We start from the raw sequence: 17102 nt of genomic DNA on the forward strand, positions 1-17102 counted from the left end.
AGAAAGTTGTATTTCCTTGCGTTTTTGACACTGCCAATTACGGTATTTGCTCAAGATAACTTGGTAAAAGGTACAATAACAGATCAGGCGGGTGAGCCTCTCTACTTGGCGTTAATGTTGTTATTAAAGGCACTAATGTAGGTACTACAAGTGATTTTGATGGCAATTACTCTATAGAGGTAACTAAAATACCTGCTGTTTTAGTTATTTCATCTATAGGATTTAATTCTAAGGATGTTGATGTGAAAAGTGCGGGCGAAATTAACATTGCTTTACAAGAGGGAGTAGCTTTAGATGAAGTTATATTAGTAGGTAACAGGTCTAAGCCTAGAACAATTTTAGATTCTCCTGTTCCAATAGACAATATAGGAGTATCGGAATTACGCAATACTGGGCAACCTTCGGTTGATAAAATGTTGACGTATAAAGTGCCATCATTTAATTCTACTACTCAAACGGTATCTGATGCCACTGCACATTTTGACCCTGCGGATTTGAGAGGATTAGGTCCAAGTAGAACTTTAGTTCTTGTAAATGGAAAACGAAAAAATCAAAGCGCCTTAGTTTATATAAATGATACTCCTGGTAAAGGTGAGGTAGGTGTAGACTTGAAGAGTATACCTGCCGCGGCCATTTCTAGAATAGAAGTTTTGAGAGATGGAGCTTCTGCACAATATGGCTCTGATGCTATTGCCGGGGTGATAAATATGGTTTTGAATAAAAATGTAGAGTATACTACTGTAAATATAACTTCGGGAATAACTACAGAAGGAGATGGTTTTAAATTGGGTGCAGATGTAAATACTTCTGTTAATATAGGAGATAACGGGGGATACCTTAACTTAACTGTGGGCTATTATCAGCAAGAAGAAACCAACAGAGCTGGTACACCGGGAGGTGATTTGCTTTTTGGTGTTTCAGCAGATGATCCACAATGGTCTTCTTGGTTAGCAGCTAATCCTGATTTAGGTATGACTGTAGGACAGCCAAAATTGAATAAGGCAGATATCTTTTTCAATGCAGGAGTTCCATTTAAAAATGGAAAAGGGGAGTTCTATACGTTCGGTGGGCTTACCTATAGAAAAGGAAAGAGTTTTGCTTTATACAGACCTCCATATTGGGTGTCTGACCCATCTAACTTGCTTCATCATGCAGGTACGGAGTATCAAGGGTTTCAGCCAACTTTTGAAACTGATGTTAGAGATAACAATGCTACTGTAGGTGTTAAAGGAGAAGTACTAGGTTTTGATGTTGATTTGAGTGGTACCTATGGTCGAAATGCTATTGATTATGAGGTAAATAATAGTTTGAATGTTGATTTGGGCGCAAACAGCCCTACTTCATTTGATGTAGGTGCTTATACTTTTAGTAATACACTTGCTAATTTGGATTTTTCTCGCGTTTTTGGTCAGATTAGTACTGCATTTGGTGCAGAAGTTAAAGAAGAACGTTTTACAGCAGAGGCTGGTGAACCTGCATCTTATTTTGGAGGTGGTGCACAATCTTTTTATGGATTACAACCTGCCAATGCCGTAATTGCAAAAAGAAATAATTACGGGATTTATGGAGATTTAGAGTGGGAGCCGACAGAGGAATTCTTAATTGGAGGGGCCATTAGGTATGAGGACTTTAGTGATTTTGGAGAAAATGTCTCCTGGAAGTTAAACGGAAGGTATTTATTGGGAGATAAGGGAGCGATTAGAGCTTCTTACAGTACAGGGTTTAGAGCTCCTTCTCTACATCAAATTTACTTAAGTAATATTCAAACACTTGTATCTGGAGGTACAATCTCTAATCAGGGTACGTTCAATAATGTTGATCCTGTTATTAGAGAAGGGCTTGGTGTTCCACAATTAACTGCAGAGACTTCAAAAAATATTTCTGCAGGTATAACATTTGAACTAATTAAAAACTTTACAGCTTCTGTTGATTTTTATAATGTCAAAGTAGATGACCGGGTACTTTTTACTGGTGAAATAGGGGCTGATGGAGATGATACAACTACCAATCCAATAGAACAAATTCTAAATGATAACAGTATAACAAGTCTTAAATTCTTTGTTAATGCCGTTAATACAAATACTTCAGGAATAGATGTTGTTTTGAATTATAGAAATATTGAATTGGGTAGTGGAAAATTCTCTGCAACTTTAGCTGCTAACTTTAATGAAACCAAAATAAAGGGACAAATAGACACTCCACCTTTATTGGCTGCTAACGACTATGTTATATTTAATAGAAAAGAACAATCTAGAATAACATCTGCGCGGCCTAAGAGTAAAGTGTTGTTGGGCTTAGATTATGAAATTGGAAAGCTTAATTTGTCCTTGAACAATACTTATTTTGGCGAGGTAAGTTGGATGCACAGTAGCAACGGTCTTAATGGTGTTGACTTAGGTAATGGTCCTTTGCCAACAGAAGATGAGGCATTTGACCAAACTTTTGCAGGTAAGGTAATTACCGATTTAATAATAGGATATGATTTTTCAGACAAGATTTCGGGTTCGATTTCAGCTAATAATCTTTTCAATGTTTATCCTGATGAAATTGATACGAAAGGTGATTTTGTTACAGATTTAGGAGGGAGATTTAGATACCCTTGGGAAGTAAATCAGTTTGGGTTTAACGGAACCGTTATTAACGCAGGCCTAACTTTTAAATTCTAGAGATTCTTATTTTCTATAAAAAAACCCGCCAATTGGCGGGTTTTTTTATGAAGTAAAGCTTAGCGTTTAAACAGTTGCTTCCAAGCTTTTTTCTGTAGTTCCAGGTCTTTCCTTTTTTCTTCCCCAGACTGCAATCTTTATTCTGTAGGTTATATTGAATAATACGGGAACGATAATCAACGTTAAAAAGGTTGCTACGATTAATCCAAAAATAACCGTCCATGCTAATGGACCCCAGAAAACAACATTATCACCTCCCATATAGATCTTAGGGTCAAAATCAGAGAACAAAGAGAAGAAATCAATATTTAGACCTATTGCCAAGGGAATAAGCCCTAAAACCGTGGTTATGGCCGTAAGGATTACGGGTCGTAACCTAGCTTTACCGCCTGTGGTAATAATTTCAGTTACTTCGTCCAAAGAAATAAGGTCTTTGTCATTAAGGCCCAATTCTACTTTCTTTCGGTCAATAAGTATTTGGGTGTAATCCAGTAATACCACCCCATTATTCACCACAATACCTGCAAGAGAGATAATACCCATCATGGTCATCATAATTACAAAAGACCATCCGGTAATCATCAATCCACCAAAAACACCTATGAAGCTTAAAAAGATAGCAATCATAATTATAAGTGGCTTGGAGATACCTCCAAATTGGAAAATCAATATCAACATAATTAACCCAAGACCGGAGAAAAACGCACCTACCAAGAATTGCATTTGCTTGTTCTGCTCTTCAATCTGGCCGGTAAAGTCAATTTTCACATCTGCAGGGAGCTTTTTAAAATTGTCCATTTCTTTCTGAATCTCCGCTACAATTGCTCCTGCATCACTAAAATAAGGTTTTAATTGAGAGTAGATGGTTACCACCCTTTCCTTGTCTTTGTGTTTAATGGCACTAAAGCCTGAGGAGTTTTTCTGCTTGGCTACTGCCGCAACCGGAATTTCCTTGATTTGACCATTTGCTGGGTCTCTAAATATGATGTTTTGATTAAACAGGGCATTTTTATCATACCTGATATCTTCATTAAAACGCACGTTAATGTCGTAATCGTCACCATCAACTTTATATACACCTGCTTTTTCTCCAAAAAGAGAACGTCTTAATTGCAGACCGACTTGACCTACGGATACACCAAGTTCACCTGCTTTTTCACGATCAACAACCACCTCCATAGAGGGTTTGCTTTTGTTTACATCAATTTTCAATTCTTCAATACCGGCAATGTTTTTGGTATTGATGAAGTTTCGTACATCTTCTGCTGTACTAATCAATTCAGTATAGTCCTTACCTTGTAATTCTATATTTATAGGGTAACCTGCTGGCGGTCCATTAGATTCTTTTTCTACGGAGATAGCTACACCAGGGTAAATTCCGGTAAGCGCCTCTTGTATTTCCCCACGGAGTACTTCCGTGTCACGACCTTCTCTATACTTGTATTCACGCATAGACACGGTTACCTTTCCACGATGAGGCATTTCTGCAGCAGAACCACCATCTGTTTGAGGGTTTCCAGCACCTTCACCTACTTGAGATACGGCAGATTCAACCAAATAATTACTATCGCCATTCATGTACTTGTCTTGATTGGCAACGGCAAATACTCTTGCTTCAATTTCTTTGGTAAGCTTGTTGGTCTTTTCAATAGCAGTACCCTGTGGATATTCTATGTAAGCATATATTTCGTTAGGTTTGTTATCTGGAAAGAACTCTACTTTTGTACGTCCACTTCCTAACGATGCACCAAAAGCTACGAATACAGCAATCAAAAGGAGGAATGTAATACCAAAATACCAATACACATTTTTGCCTCTTAGGGAATGTGCAATTCGTCTTTCATACCAGTTCTCAAAACTTACCATAGCGCCATTCTGAAAGCTGATGGCCCATTTTTTTAAAGCGTACTTATAAACCCAGAACATAACTGCGGTTACAATCATTACTGACCCCAAACCACTCATTGTTCCTCCAAAAATCAATATAAAAATCCCGAAACCACATAATATGGCACTAATACGGATTAAAGATTTTACGGTAAGTTCTTTTTCACCAATTTCCATAAATTGAGAAACCAACATGGAGTTCATGAATATTGCCACGAAAAGTGATGAACCTAATACTACGGATAAGGTAATTGGGAAATAAATCATGAACTGCCCAAAAATACCTTACCATAAACCTAACGGTACAAATGCCGCCACTGTGGTTAAAGTTGATATAATAATAGGGAATGCAATTTCACCAATACCTTTTTTAGCTGCCTCGGTACGGGACATGCCTTCGCTCATTAAGCGATACACGTTCTCAACTACAACAATACCGTTATCCACCATCATACCAAGGCCCATAATCATACCGAACAGTATCATCGTGTTCAAGGTGTATCCTAAATTATTCAATATCATAAAGGACATGAACATAGACATAGGAATAGCAAAGCCTACAAAGAGTGCATTTCTGAACCCTAAAAAGAACATAAGCACCGTAACAACCAATATAATACCAAAGATGATGTTGTTCACAAGGTCATCTACCTGGTTAAGCGTTCTTCCCGAAGAATCATTGGCAATGGTGATGTTCAAATCTGCAGGAAAATAGTTTTCTTGCTCTTTTTTTACAATCTCTCGGACCTTAGTGGTCGCCTCGATCATGTTTTTTCCTGAACGTTTTTTGATGTCTAGCATAACTACACTAGTACCAAATTCACGAGCGTATGTGGTTTTTTCCTCTTCAGAGAAACTTACTTCTGCAATGTCTTTTAAGTATACGGCTCCGTTTTCCGATTTTACTACAAAATCGTTTAGTTCCTTGGGGTCTTTAACTTCACCGAGGATTCGAATGGTTCGTCGTTGCCCACCTGATAAAATATTACCTGCGGACATGGTAGAATTACCATTGCCAATAGCATTTATAATATCTTGAAAACTGACTTTAGAAGCCATCATTTTATAGACATCTACCGCAATCTCTACTTCTTTTTCCTGTGCGCCACGTATGTTTACTTCCTTAACTTCCGGAAGGTCTTCAATCTCATCTTGCAAATATTCCGCAAACTCTTTCAGTTTTTCCACGGGATAATCTCCGGTGAAATTCACGTTCATAATCGGGAATGATTCCGAAAGATTCAGGTCAAAGACATTGGGTTCTACTTTGGCGTTATTAAAAGTAGGCCAATCTTCACTGGCCTTTTCGCTGTCTACCTCGTCTTTAACCTTTTGTTTGGCTTGTTCAACAGACAGTTCTTCATCAAACTCAACTGTAATAATAGAATAATCTTCTTGTGAAGTAGAGGTTACTTCTACCACATTACTCACGTTTTTTAAACGGTCTTCAAGTGGGTCGGTAAGCAATCGTTCTACGTCTTCCGCTGTGTTTATAGGTAAATAGAACTAATGTAAATTTTAGTTTCTACAATTTCTGGGAAATCTTCCTGGGCATAGCGAAATAAGACTTTAATCCCAACCATAAAAAAATGGCGATCATTACGTAGATAACCGAGGGATTGTCAATTGCCCAAGAAGATAGGCTAAACTCTTTACTAGCGTTTTTTTGCTGTTTACTGCTCATCGGTCTGGTCGTTTAGAATTTTAACCTTCTGGCCATCTTTTACGCTCCTTGCGCCTTCTTCAATAATATGGTCGCCATCCTCTATACCTGATAATATTTCAATTTGGCTACCCTGTGTTTTACCGGTTTTAATAATGCTCTTTTTAAGTATAGCCTCATTCTCCCCGTCCGTTAATTCGGCAATATATACGTATTGATCTCCTTCTGCATTTTCTGAGATAATACTTTGAGGAATAACAATTGCTTTTTCGCTTGTATAGTCATTAATGTTAACCTTCGCGGTAAGGTTAGGCTTAATATTTCCTTTCTTATTAGGAACAGGAATCTCTACAGTAAAGGCTCTGTTGCTCGGGTTAATGAAATTACCGGTCTGTCTTACTTTAGTGGTTACCGTATCTCCTAACACAGGAAAATATACTTTAGCCTCTTTACCTACTTTAATACCGTCTAAATAAGTTTCAGGAACATCTACTTCTATATACATGTCCGAAAGGTTCACGATACGAAATACTTCGGAACATAATTCCTTATGAAACTACGGTACCTTGGTCTTTGATTACATTATCAATAATACCTGAGAACGGTGCTCTAATAGTTGATTTTCCCAATTGACTCTGTGCTTGTTTTATAGCAGATTCAGCAGCTTCATAATTAGTCTTAGCCGATAAATACTCTATTTCAGAACCTATTTTTTGTTCCCAAAGGCGCTTTCTTCGTTCAAAAGTGGTTTTGCTGAGTTCAGCCTGTGTTTTAAGCTGAGATAGTTGGCTACTGCGGCCACCATCATCTATAGATGCCAATAGCTGACCAGCACTTACTCTTTGACCTTCTTTTACGTAAACACGTTGTAAAGTACCCGACATTTCTGGGTAAACAAGGACATTCTGTTTGGTCATAACATTCCCTTGTAGTTCTAGGAAGTGATCAAACTTGGCTACTTTGGCAGTTACCGTGGTTACTAAAGGTAACTTTTCATCACTGTTTTTAGTAGCAATAACAGAATCAAGCTGGTTAAGCTCTGCTTCTATAGCTTTTTGTTTTTCTGAAAGCTCGCTCTTTTTTGCTCTGATACTTTCTAAATCACCCTGTGCAATAATATCGCTAACAGAGGCTTCCTTTCCGCCGCAAGCGGAAAAAAGTAAGGTGGCAGTTGCTAAGTATAGTATTTTTTTCATCGTAAAAAGTTTGTTGTGTTATTTATCTTAATTACTTAAGATTAGAATTGGGTTCGTTTATAATGACCTCTAACTCGGTTTTTCTGTTAATGACTTCCACCATAGATTGTAGGTAGCCTTGTTGAGCGTCGTAAAGTTGTGTTTGTCTTTGGCGTAAATCAAAACTGCTGGCAATACCTTCTTTATATTTAATCTGATTTTTGTTTTCTATACGCTCTGCTAAACCTAAGTTTTGCTTTGCTGTTTCATATTCTTCAATAGAAAGAATATAATCGCTTTTGGCTTTTTCAAGTTGAAGGCGTATTGACTCTTCTGCTTCGGATAGCTGAGTTTTTGATTTTTCCATAGCAATTTTGGCTCTTGCTGTACTGGCGGAACGTTTTCCTGAACTGAATAAAGGTATATCAAGACTGACGCCTAATATAGACGAGTCAAACCATTCTTGGTCACCTTTAAAGAAGCTAAAGTCATTAGAGTAAGCAGAGGAACCGTAATTAACGAAAGTACTTAGAGTTGGTAGCGCTTTACTTCTTGCTAATTTCCACTCGTAGTAGCGTTGCTCGGTTAGATTCATGGCTAATTTATAGTCCACGTTGTTAGCCAAATTAAAATCTGTCTCCATTAGGGTGAAGTCGATTTGAGTTGTGACAAGGTTGTCCAAATCTTCCTCTAATTTGGTTGGGGCATCAATAGCAATACCCATAACGAGGTTTAACATTTGGCGCGTTATGTTTTCTAAACGAATTGTGTTTTTCAACTGACTTTCAACAGAAGATAAAGTAATTTGTAACTGCTCAACACTTTCTTCATCACCAAGTCCATTTTCGTATAGCTTGTTGGTTTCAAAAAGATTTTTATCTAGGACAGCCTTATTCTTTTCCAGAATCGCAACACTTTCTTCAGCTAGCAATACATTGCCATAGGCTTCAACAACAGATTTTCTAACCTCTTGGTCAGTTTTCTCTTCATTATTGGCACTATAACTTAAAAATGTCTTGGTGGCCTGCACACCTACAATATAAGAACCATCAAAAATCTTTTGGGTTAACGTGGCAGTTGCAGTTGCAGATTGGGCTTGGCTAAAGATAACATCGGCATATGTCTTAAGGCTCACCTCCAAAAAATTCTGCAGGTATTACTGTAACGGGCTGTTTTAGCTGGTTTTGATAGCTAACAGAACCACTAATTTGAGGAAGCCCATCTGCAATGGTTTCCCATTTTTGCTTGCGTGCATCTAAAAGGTCACGATTAGCATTTATGGCGCTATAGTTGTTTTCTAAGGCAAAAGCAATAGCCTCTTCTAAGGTGAAGCTATAGGTTTTTTCCGGTGGATCTTGAGAAATTCCGAGCACGGTTGTTAACAGCGCTAGCAAAGTCAAATATACATTCCTCATTTATTCATGGTTTGAGTTGATAATTTCATTTAATACTTTTCTTCCTTTTGGAGTAACAATACCCCGTATATGATATTCTAAATAATCATCCATTAATGTGCGTGCAGGAAACTGTTCTTCCGGAAATAGACGATAATCTTTAATGCTTGTTACGCCGGTAAAATAAATCCTGGACACGAATTCTATATTTAAATTTTCTCTATAGATTTCTTTTTCAATACCTCTTTTTATGTTGGCAACTACACATTCCTGCATTACCTTAAATTGCTGGTCCCTTAACGTATTGTGGATTTTTGGGTAGTATTTCTGCAATTGGTATTGCGGCGATGATTTTTCATCTTTTAAATGAATCATCACAAATTTCTTTATATCGTAAAGTTCTTCAATAGGGTCCTTATGAAGTGCACATATTTGGTTTATGCCTTGGGATATTTCACAAAAAAGATTACCGGTACATTCTTGGACCAGAGCAGTTTTATTAGCATAGTGAGTATAAATGGTCTTTTTGGAAATTCCCATTTCATTGGCAAGATCATCCATAGTAACGCTCTTGAATCCTAGATTCAAGAACATATCAGTTGCTTTGGCTAAAATTTTTTCTTTCATAGAAGGGCCAAAGATAACTTTGGAAACTTTAAAAACATAAAAAGTTTCCAAAGTTTTACAATAATTTAACATGTCATTAAGATTATTGCAAGTTGATTTTAAAAGGTTTATTGAATTTTTTGAGCTGCTTTTAATCGGATAGACAGTAATTCTTCTCGATGTTACCCAATTTTGGCCCTTAATTTTTTTACAAAGTCTATTAAAGGCCTGTTCTTTATTTAAATGGTCTTATTTTTGAAAAAATTTTCTTGAATGCAGTCCATAGAATTTTACCGTTCAGAGTTTATTTCATTTTTAGAACAACAGGCAACTAAAAAGGAGCCTAAGAATCTTTACGACCCTATAACCTATATTTTGGGGCTAGGCGGTAAACGACTACGACCGGTTCTTACACTACTATCTGCTGAGATCTTTGAAACCGATTATAAGACGGCTTTGGATGCAGCCTTAGCGGTAGAGACCTTTCATAATTTCTCATTGGTTCATGATGATATCATGGATGACGCTCCTTTACGTAGGGGGAAAACAACAGTTCACGAAAAGTGGGATATCAATACAGGGATTCTTTCGGGAGATGCTATGTTAATTACCGCATATCAGTTATTTGAAAACTATGATGGGGAAACGTTCAAAAACTTGGCAAAGCTTTTTAGTAAGACCGCATTGGAAGTTTGTGAAGGTCAGCAGTACGACATTGATTTTGAGGAAAGAGATGATGTTACTTTGCAGGAGTACCTTAAAATGATCGAATATAAAACGGCCGTACTTGTAGCCGCTGCTTTGCAAATGGGAGCGATTATCGCCAAAGCATCAGAAAAAGAACAAAGAGATATCTATAATTTTGGGTTGAATTTAGGTTTAGCCTTTCAGTTGCAAGATGATTATTTAGACGCTTTTGGTGACCCAGAAACTTTTGGAAAACAGGTTGGTGGGGATATTATAGAGAATAAAAAGACATATTTGTACCTAAATGCCTTAAAATTGAGCTCATCGGAGCAGAAAAAGGAATTATTGGATATGTATTCTATTCAGCCGAAAGACCCATCCGCAAAAATAGAAACGATAAAAGAAATTTTTATCAAAAGCGGTTCTGCGGAATATACCCAAAGAGCTATTGAAGATTATACTGAACGGGCATTTGAGCTTTTGGAAGCTTTAAATATATCATCTGATAAAAAGCAAATTCTACAAGAGTTTGGAGAAGGGCTTATGCGCAGAAGGGTTTAGGTAAGTTGCTTTAATCTATTGAACAGCGCTTTTACAAAAGGTTTCGTTGGGCAGGCGGATATAAACTTAAAGTCTTCTAAGAGGGTAGTTTCCTCGTCTAGAAATTTAAATATTAGCTGTGGAGGGCATTCTTTAAAAAGTGATTCAAATATTTTGTGTCCTTGGTCATTGTGCTTAGCTAGTACGTCTAGAAATAACAAATCGTAGAACCCGTACCTGTTTCTAAAATTCAACTTATTTAATGGTCTTCCTGTTTTCAGAAATTCAATTAATATTGGAACTTTCTTTGCAGTACTCATAAAGGTATAGCCGGTACTGGGTTTTGCCCAACCGCCAGCAGTTCCTATATAGCGTATGTTTTTTGTATGGTGTTCTCTAAAATTGTAGGCGGTCATAGGTATGCTGCCCTGTTCGGTTTCGGTAATTTCATAAGTTCCACATTTCAAATCATTTTCTAAATAGTGGACTAAAGCTTCTTCGTATTCTTCTTTTGGTAAGCGGTTTTCAGAGAATAGTGTGTATTCAACTAAAGCTTCGTTTTTAGAAAATGGAAGGATATACATAAAACGGAGATTTCCTTTTTGTGGAATGGAAAAATCCATGTAAGTGGCCTTGGTCGGGATTGAAAATAGGCTTTTCGGTCTTTATGGTCCATCCTACAAAATGCTGTTGTAACACAGGATATTTTTTTTGATGGGTTGCCATTTTGTAATTAAAGCTACTAGTAAAGACTTTTGACGCGGAGTAACTAGAATGGTCCGTAGTGATGGTTACCATAGAACCCTCATCTTTTACACTTATGACCTGCTCTTGCCGGAAAGTAATATTTGGTTTGTCTTTTAGTCTATCAAAATAAGCCTTGTAGAAATCAGCTCCGCGGACCATTTTGTACTGGTAGGGAGCAATGGCATAGCTTTGCGAGAATTCTGTACTCCCAAAATAAATATGATTCCATGTTTTGGAAACGATGGATTTAAACTCTCCTTCGCCTTTTTCCCAAAAACACCAAGTTCTATCATTAGATGTTTTTGCATCCTTATCTAATAACAGAATAGACTTGTTTAAGAAAAAGTCATCTTTGACCATGGCACTTGCAAGCATTAAGCCAGCTGCGCCGGCACCAATAATGATATAGTCAAAATTTGTTTCTTTTTCCAAAATCTATTTTAGGGTCGTTACTTTTCCAAAAATAGCGATTCTATTCAAGCGTATTCAATTTTTAATTAATGCGATAGCGTAAACCAAAAAAACCACGAATACCTTGGTTAGGTCCATATACGTAAGATGGGTCAAAAGTTAACGCATTGGGATTGTTGGGTGTGGCTACTACACTGCCATTAGAATCAAAGGTTACATTTTTGTCAAACGGGTCGTTCGCACGGGCAATGATAAAGGGGTTTCCGCGGTTGGGGGTCCAGTCCAATAGGTTTTTTACACCTCCATAAAATTCAAAATTTTCAAGCCCTTTCCAAGTGAATTGTATGTTCTGAATACTCCAAACAGGTGAAAAATCTCTTCTGGGGTCTGTGGGACCAAGGGTTGGCAATCGCATTGGTCCATAAATATTTCCAGTGTAATCAATTGATAGGTCTATTTTTTTGATATTATATGATGCATTCCAGGTTCCGGTATAACTCTCAGTCAATATTTGTCGTTTAGTAATTCCATTTTCGGTTTGACTTACATCTTGATAAGTAGCGCCAATTAAAAATTTGAATCCATAAAATGAAAAATCAACATTGGCACTTGCTCCTTTTGAAACCGATTTACCATTCAGGTTATCATAGATAATTTTGTTCGGGTCCGTATCGTAATCCGGCAATATGGCGTTACTAAATTTTGTGTAGAATAGTGAAGCATCTACACTAACAAAGGTGCCATTGTCCGCATATATTTTTTTGAGGTAATTTAAATTAACATTGAAGGATTTCTCCGGATCAAGCTCTTCTGTTACCACAACTTCTCGGGCGCCAGTTAGGGCAGCGTGTTCTTCAGTAAATAAATTAACGACCCTAAAACCTGTACCAGCATTAAGGCGTAGAATATCGTTATCCGTTACTTTGTATCTGTAGGCCATTCTTGGGGTGTAAATATTACCATGTCGTTTGTCATAATCGTAGCGCATGCCTAAAAGCAAAGAGTGCTTGTTGGCCAAAGCAATCTCATCCTGTATGAATAAACTGGGTATAACTACTTCGTCTGCATTAGTTGTGGCGGTGGTGTTATCATCATAATAGTTGTACCGTAACGCTGTTCCAACAAGAAGGTCATGACGTTCAAGAGTTTTGTCCCAAGTAAACTGCCCAAAACCAATGCGCTGATCAGCAATGTAAGGTGTGTCTCCATATACAGAGTTTTGGCTGTGATCATTATATGAGAATGAAAACAGCACTTTTTCTTCTATAGGTAATTCATATTTGCCTAAAACCTCCCATCTGCGGGTGTATATACTTTCTCCGTAAACTTCATCGCCACCTCTAAATTCTGGCGTCCATTGCATTTCCCCTCCCCAGCGATCTTCGTAGAAAAAACGTCCTGCCAATGAAAGTATGCGATTGTCCTCGCGCTGAAAATTCCATTTTTGAAATACAGAAAATCTATTTTGTAGCGTTAAGTCGGTAAAGTTGTCTCCGTTATTGTCAATAGGTGTGTCGTAATTAAAGTAGTTGATGCCCAGAAGCATATCAGTCTTTTTTCCAAAGTTGATTTTTGTGCCAACGTCAATATTGTATTCTCCCCAACCCGTTACAAATGCATCAGCAAAGAAATCTGGGGCATCCAAGGTGCTTTTTGTAATAATATTGATCAAACCACCCACTGCTTCACTACCGTAAAGAGAGGAGGCAGGGCCTTTTATAATTTCAATTTGTTCTATTAGGGAGTTTGGTATTCCAGAAAGACCGTATACTGTACCTAGACCACTAACAATGGGCATTCCGTCAATAAGTACTAATGTATAAGGGCCTTCAAGTCCGTTAATATGAATGTCACCGGTATTACAGACATTACAGTTAATTTGCGGTCGTACACCATTTACATTTTGTAATGCTTCAAAAATACTTGCGGTTGGATTCTTTTTGAGAAAAGTTGGACTGTAAACTTCTACGGGTACCGGGCTTTCAGATCGGCTCACTGCTTTTAGTGTTCCTGTAACAACCATTTCTTCCAATTGCTCAGAAGCGGGAATTATCTTTATGTCAATTGTTCTGTTTTCATTAGTTCTCAAAGTGATTTTTTTAGAGAAATCTTGATATCCTATGACTGAAACATTCAATTTATATGTTCCGGCGGGTATGTTCTTCAAATTATACGTGCCATCTTCTGAGGTTGAGGTCCCCATTTTAGTGCCTTTTAAGTAAATGTTTGCGAATGGAACCGTAGCTTGATCATCGGTAATGGTTCCGTTAATACTGCTGTTTTGAGCATTTACTAATCCTGTAAGAAGAGTACATAATAAATATAGACTCGACTTTAAATATGTTTTCATTAGTATAAATTAATATTTAGACAAATCTAAATATTTGTTTTTAGATATAAAAATGTATTTTTGTATGATTGAAATTTTATGACACTATCAGAAGAAGATTATATAAAAGCCATTTATCATCTAGGAAAGGGTGAGAACAATATTGTTTCAACCAATGAGGTTGCGGAGCAAATGAAGACGAAACCTTCTTCCGTTACTGATATGATGAAGAAACTTTCGGAAAAAGGCGTTGCTAATTACAGGAAATATAAGGGGGTCTGTCTCACGGAACATGGTCTAAAAGTGGCCTTAACCCTTGTTAGGAAGCATAGATTGTGGGAGGTTTTTTTAGTTGAAAAATTAAATTTTGCTTGGGATGAGGTACATGAAGTTGCCGAGCAATTGGAGCACATTAAAAGTGAAAAATTAACGGATAGCTTAGATAAGCTTCTTGGTTTTCCGCAAGTGGATCCTCATGGAGATCCTATTCCGTCCAAAAACGGGGAATTTAAAAAGGCCGTAAAAAAGCTTTTGAACGAAGTACCGGTAGGTACAAGTGGCACCTGTGTTGGTGTCAAAGATTCGTCCGCTCCATTTCTTAAATTTCTGGATAAAAATAGAATTGCTTTAGGGGACACGATTTTAGTATTGGAAAAGGAAGAGTTTGATGGGTCGTTGCATATTCAGGTGAAGGGGAAGGATATTCGTATCTCTGATCAAATTGCGGCAAATTTATATCTTAAAATAACGGAATAATATGCAAGAGGTAATTGATTATTTTGAATCTATAGATCCAGTTTTAGCAGCATTTTACGCTACGCTATTTACTTGGGGTTTAACTGCTGCAGGCGCAGCTTTGGTATTTTTATTTAAAGGTATGAACCGCGCACTTTTAGATGGTATGCTGGGTTTTACTGGGGGTGTTATGGTAGCGGCGAGTTTTTGGAGTCTTTTGGCACCAGGTATAGAAATGAGCCTTATGATGGATTCGTAAAAGTGATACCCGCCGCTGTTGGATTTCTTCTAGGATCACTTTTTATATTTGGTTTGGATAAAATACTCCCGCATTTGCACATTAATTTTAAAGAAAGTGAAAAAGAGGGAATTAAAACCCCTTGGCACCGTACTACATTATTAACCTTGGCAATAACACTTCATAATATTCCTGAAGGTTTGGCCGTAGGTGTACTTTTTGGTGGTGTTGCTGCAGGTTTTGAAGGCGCAAGTATTGGCGGTGCCGTAGCCTTGGCTTTGGGTATTGGTTTACAGAATTTTCCAGAAGGTTTTGCTGTTGCTATGCCATTAAGAAGACAAGGGCTTAGTAGAACAAAAAGTTTTATGTACGGGCAAGCTTCTGCTTTGGTTGAGCCTATAGCTGCTGTTTTAGGAGCGTGGGCGGTAATGACTTTTCAACCTATACTGCCTTACGCTTTATCTTTTGCTGCTGGAGCCATGATTTTTGTTGTGGTAGAAGAAGTAATACCAGAAACACAACAAGACAAATACACAGATATTGCTACTATGGGCTTTATAGGTGGCTTTATTGTAATGATGACCTTAGACGTGGGTCTAGGATAATATTGACCTGACTCTGGTTACAAAAATTGGTTTTCAGCTTATCTCTGGTTTTGGTTAATTATGTTAAATGTAGGAATAAGTTTACGTTTATTTTTTAACTTTATCAGACACAAGATAACTGGAAGAATTCCGTTTTATATAAAGACTAGCTTTTTCCGATACAGCTCGTCAGTGAAAACTTATATTTATGATAGCCCCCAAAAACCACGAACATGAAGCAGAACGACTCGCACTCTTAGAATCGTATGCTATTTTGGATACTGAGTTAGAGGAGGATTATGATAATTTGGTCTTACTTGCTTCTGAGATTTGTGGTACTCCTATTTCTGTTATAACACTTTTAGATAAAGACCGGCAATGGTTTAAAGCGCACCACGGTTTAGATACTAGTGAGACCGAAAGAAAATATTCTTTCTGTGGCCACACCATTCATGAAGCAGATAATCTATTTGTAATTGAAGATGCAAGGGTTGATGAACGTTTTCATGATAACCCTATTGTTGTAGGTGATCCTAATGTAGTTTTTTATGCAGGTGTAACCCTTAATGGATCTAATGGCTTGCCTTTGGGAACGCTTTGTGTTATTGACCATGAGCCTAAACAACTTAGTGAAAGTCAACTTACTGCTTTAAGAATACTTTCTGATCAAGTAATGAACTTATTAGATCTTAGAAAGAAAAAAATGGAGCTGGAAAAGGCAAATGAAGATCTTAAACTTGCAAATCGTGAACTAGATAATTTTGCTGCTGTTGCTGCCCATGATTTAAAATCGCCATTAAATAATATTATTACATTGTCTAATTGCTTGCAAGATTTTTATGCACCCAAAATGGATGATGAAGGAAAGCAAATTATTGAATTTATTAAGAGTTCTTCAGAAACTTTGAAAAAGCTTATCACTGGCTTACTTAATTATAGTAAATCTGGTCAGTTTAACATAGACGATAAAACTACCATACTTCTGACTGATTTACAAAGGACCATTAATGAACTGTTTGGTGGCCAGAAGGAGTGCAGCATTAAGGTAAAAAGTAATTTAGAGTCTATTTATGCGAACAAGGTAGCGGTTGAACAAATCTTAATTAACTTAATCGCCAACGCCATTAAATATAACGATAAGCCTAGCATTGAAATAGAATTAGAGATAAGAGAGCAGGATGCTTTTTATGAGTTTTTAGTAAAAGATAACGGACCATAATCCATGAAGATGATCAAGAAAAAATCTTCAAGATATTTGAGGTAATTTCTGAACAAGATCGTTACGGAGAAAAAGGAACAGGTATTGGTCTGGCCACAGTAAAAAAGGTAGTTGAAGGTCTAGGCGGAAATATTAGTGTTCTCTCCCAACTTGGTGAAGGCGCAACATTTACCTTCACCATTAAGAGCCCAATAGTTCTAACACCTACTATGGTGTAATTC

At 37.3% G+C, this 17102-nt stretch carries 11 protein-coding genes and 3 pseudogenes; 6 read left to right on the plus strand and 8 right to left on the minus strand.

What is annotated here, in order from left to right; translation table 11 throughout:
* Positions 1-122 precede the first annotated feature (122 nt).
* Positions 123-2666 (plus strand): TonB-dependent receptor, encoded by a 2544-nt coding sequence (locus Q5W13_RS09585; protein WP_304446489.1) that lies wholly within the window; start codon positions 123-125, stop codon positions 2664-2666.
* A 66-nt stretch (positions 2667-2732) separates the two neighbouring features.
* Here the strand turns inward: Q5W13_RS09585 and Q5W13_RS09590 are convergent.
* The 5 genes and pseudogenes from Q5W13_RS09590 to Q5W13_RS09605 form a co-directional block, all read right to left on the minus strand.
* Positions 2733-6237 (minus strand): annotated as a pseudogene (locus tag Q5W13_RS09590) (efflux RND transporter permease subunit).
* Positions 6227-6721, minus strand: coding sequence for an efflux RND transporter periplasmic adaptor subunit (locus Q5W13_RS24845; protein ID WP_368662500.1), 495 nt, complete (start codon positions 6719-6721; stop codon positions 6227-6229). The pseudogene Q5W13_RS09590 and the gene Q5W13_RS24845 overlap by 11 nt, the downstream one beginning before the upstream one ends.
* 43 nt (positions 6722-6764) lie before the next feature.
* Positions 6765-7412, minus strand: coding sequence for an efflux RND transporter periplasmic adaptor subunit (locus Q5W13_RS24850; protein ID WP_368662501.1), 648 nt, complete (start codon positions 7410-7412; stop codon positions 6765-6767).
* Between the two features lie 31 nt (positions 7413-7443).
* Positions 7444-8806: pseudogene (locus Q5W13_RS09600) on the minus strand (TolC family protein).
* Complete coding sequence (locus Q5W13_RS09605; protein ID WP_155595124.1) at positions 8807-9412, minus strand: TetR/AcrR family transcriptional regulator; 606 nt, start codon at positions 9410-9412, stop codon at positions 8807-8809.
* Between the two features lie 252 nt (positions 9413-9664).
* On the opposite strand from Q5W13_RS09605, the gene Q5W13_RS09610 reads away from it, so the two are divergent.
* On the plus strand, positions 9665-10639 hold the full coding sequence (locus Q5W13_RS09610) for a polyprenyl synthetase family protein (protein ID WP_304446134.1): 975 nt from the start codon (positions 9665-9667) through the stop codon (positions 10637-10639).
* Here Q5W13_RS09610 and Q5W13_RS24855 read toward each other — a convergent pair.
* The 3 genes from Q5W13_RS24855 to Q5W13_RS09620 all read right to left on the minus strand — a co-directional run bounded on the left by Q5W13_RS24855 (position 10636) and on the right by Q5W13_RS09620 (position 14126).
* Positions 10636-11202: a lycopene cyclase family protein gene (locus Q5W13_RS24855; RefSeq protein WP_368662502.1), complete on the minus strand. Its 567-nt coding sequence runs from the start codon at positions 11200-11202 to the stop codon at positions 10636-10638. The two genes, Q5W13_RS09610 and Q5W13_RS24855, sit on opposite strands and share 4 nt — an antisense overlap.
* Positions 11180-11797: a lycopene cyclase family protein gene (locus tag Q5W13_RS24860; RefSeq protein ID WP_368662503.1), complete on the minus strand. Its 618-nt coding sequence runs from the start codon at positions 11795-11797 to the stop codon at positions 11180-11182. The genes Q5W13_RS24855 and Q5W13_RS24860 overlap by 23 nt, the downstream gene beginning before the upstream one ends.
* A gap of 61 nt (positions 11798-11858) precedes the next feature.
* The gene (locus Q5W13_RS09620; RefSeq protein WP_304446135.1) at positions 11859-14126 is read right to left on the minus strand and encodes a TonB-dependent receptor; all 2268 of its coding nucleotides are present in this window, start codon (positions 14124-14126) and stop codon (positions 11859-11861) included.
* 78 nt (positions 14127-14204) lie between these two features.
* On the opposite strand from Q5W13_RS09620, the gene Q5W13_RS09625 reads away from it, so the two are divergent.
* From Q5W13_RS09625 to Q5W13_RS09640, 4 genes and pseudogenes are all read left to right on the plus strand, one after another.
* Positions 14205-14861 carry a metal-dependent transcriptional regulator gene (locus tag Q5W13_RS09625; RefSeq protein WP_194532942.1) on the plus strand — a complete coding sequence of 219 codons (657 nt, stop codon included), beginning with the start codon at positions 14205-14207 and terminating at the stop codon, positions 14859-14861.
* 1 nt (position 14862) lies between these two features.
* A pseudogene (locus Q5W13_RS09630) lies at positions 14863-15683 on the plus strand (ZIP family metal transporter).
* 187 nt (positions 15684-15870) lie between these two features.
* Positions 15871-16881, plus strand: coding sequence for a sensor histidine kinase (locus Q5W13_RS09635; protein WP_304446136.1), 1011 nt, complete (start codon positions 15871-15873; stop codon positions 16879-16881).
* 44 nt (positions 16882-16925) lie between these two features.
* Positions 16926-17099 (plus strand): ATP-binding protein, encoded by a 174-nt coding sequence (locus tag Q5W13_RS09640; protein ID WP_304446490.1) that lies wholly within the window; start codon positions 16926-16928, stop codon positions 17097-17099.
* Positions 17100-17102: the final 3 nt, after the last annotated feature.

This window comes from Zobellia laminariae, assembly GCF_030553095.1.
GTDB lineage: Bacteria > Bacteroidota > Bacteroidia > Flavobacteriales > Flavobacteriaceae > Zobellia > Zobellia laminariae.

Excerpts from the sequence above, each read along its gene's own strand:
- Q5W13_RS24845 (WP_368662500.1), bottom strand. The coding sequence starts at position 6,721 with ATGTATATAGAAGTAGATGTTCCTGAAACTTATTTAGACGGTATTAAA.
- Q5W13_RS09625 (WP_194532942.1), top strand. The coding sequence starts at position 14,205 with ATGACACTATCAGAAGAAGATTATATAAAAGCCATTTATCATCTAGGA.
- Q5W13_RS09605 (WP_155595124.1), bottom strand. The coding sequence starts at position 9,412 with ATGAAAGAAAAAATTTTAGCCAAAGCAACTGATATGTTCTTGAATCTA.
- Q5W13_RS09635 (WP_304446136.1), top strand. The coding sequence starts at position 15,871 with ATGATAGCCCCCAAAAACCACGAACATGAAGCAGAACGACTCGCACTC.
- Q5W13_RS24855 (WP_368662502.1), bottom strand. The coding sequence starts at position 11,202 with ATGTATATCCTTCCATTTTCTAAAAACGAAGCTTTAGTTGAATACACA.
- Q5W13_RS24850 (WP_368662501.1), bottom strand. The coding sequence starts at position 7,412 with ATGAAAAAAATACTATACTTAGCAACTGCCACCTTACTTTTTTCCGCT.
- Q5W13_RS09610 (WP_304446134.1), top strand. The coding sequence starts at position 9,665 with ATGCAGTCCATAGAATTTTACCGTTCAGAGTTTATTTCATTTTTAGAA.
- Q5W13_RS09620 (WP_304446135.1), bottom strand. The coding sequence starts at position 14,126 with ATGAAAACATATTTAAAGTCGAGTCTATATTTATTATGTACTCTTCTT.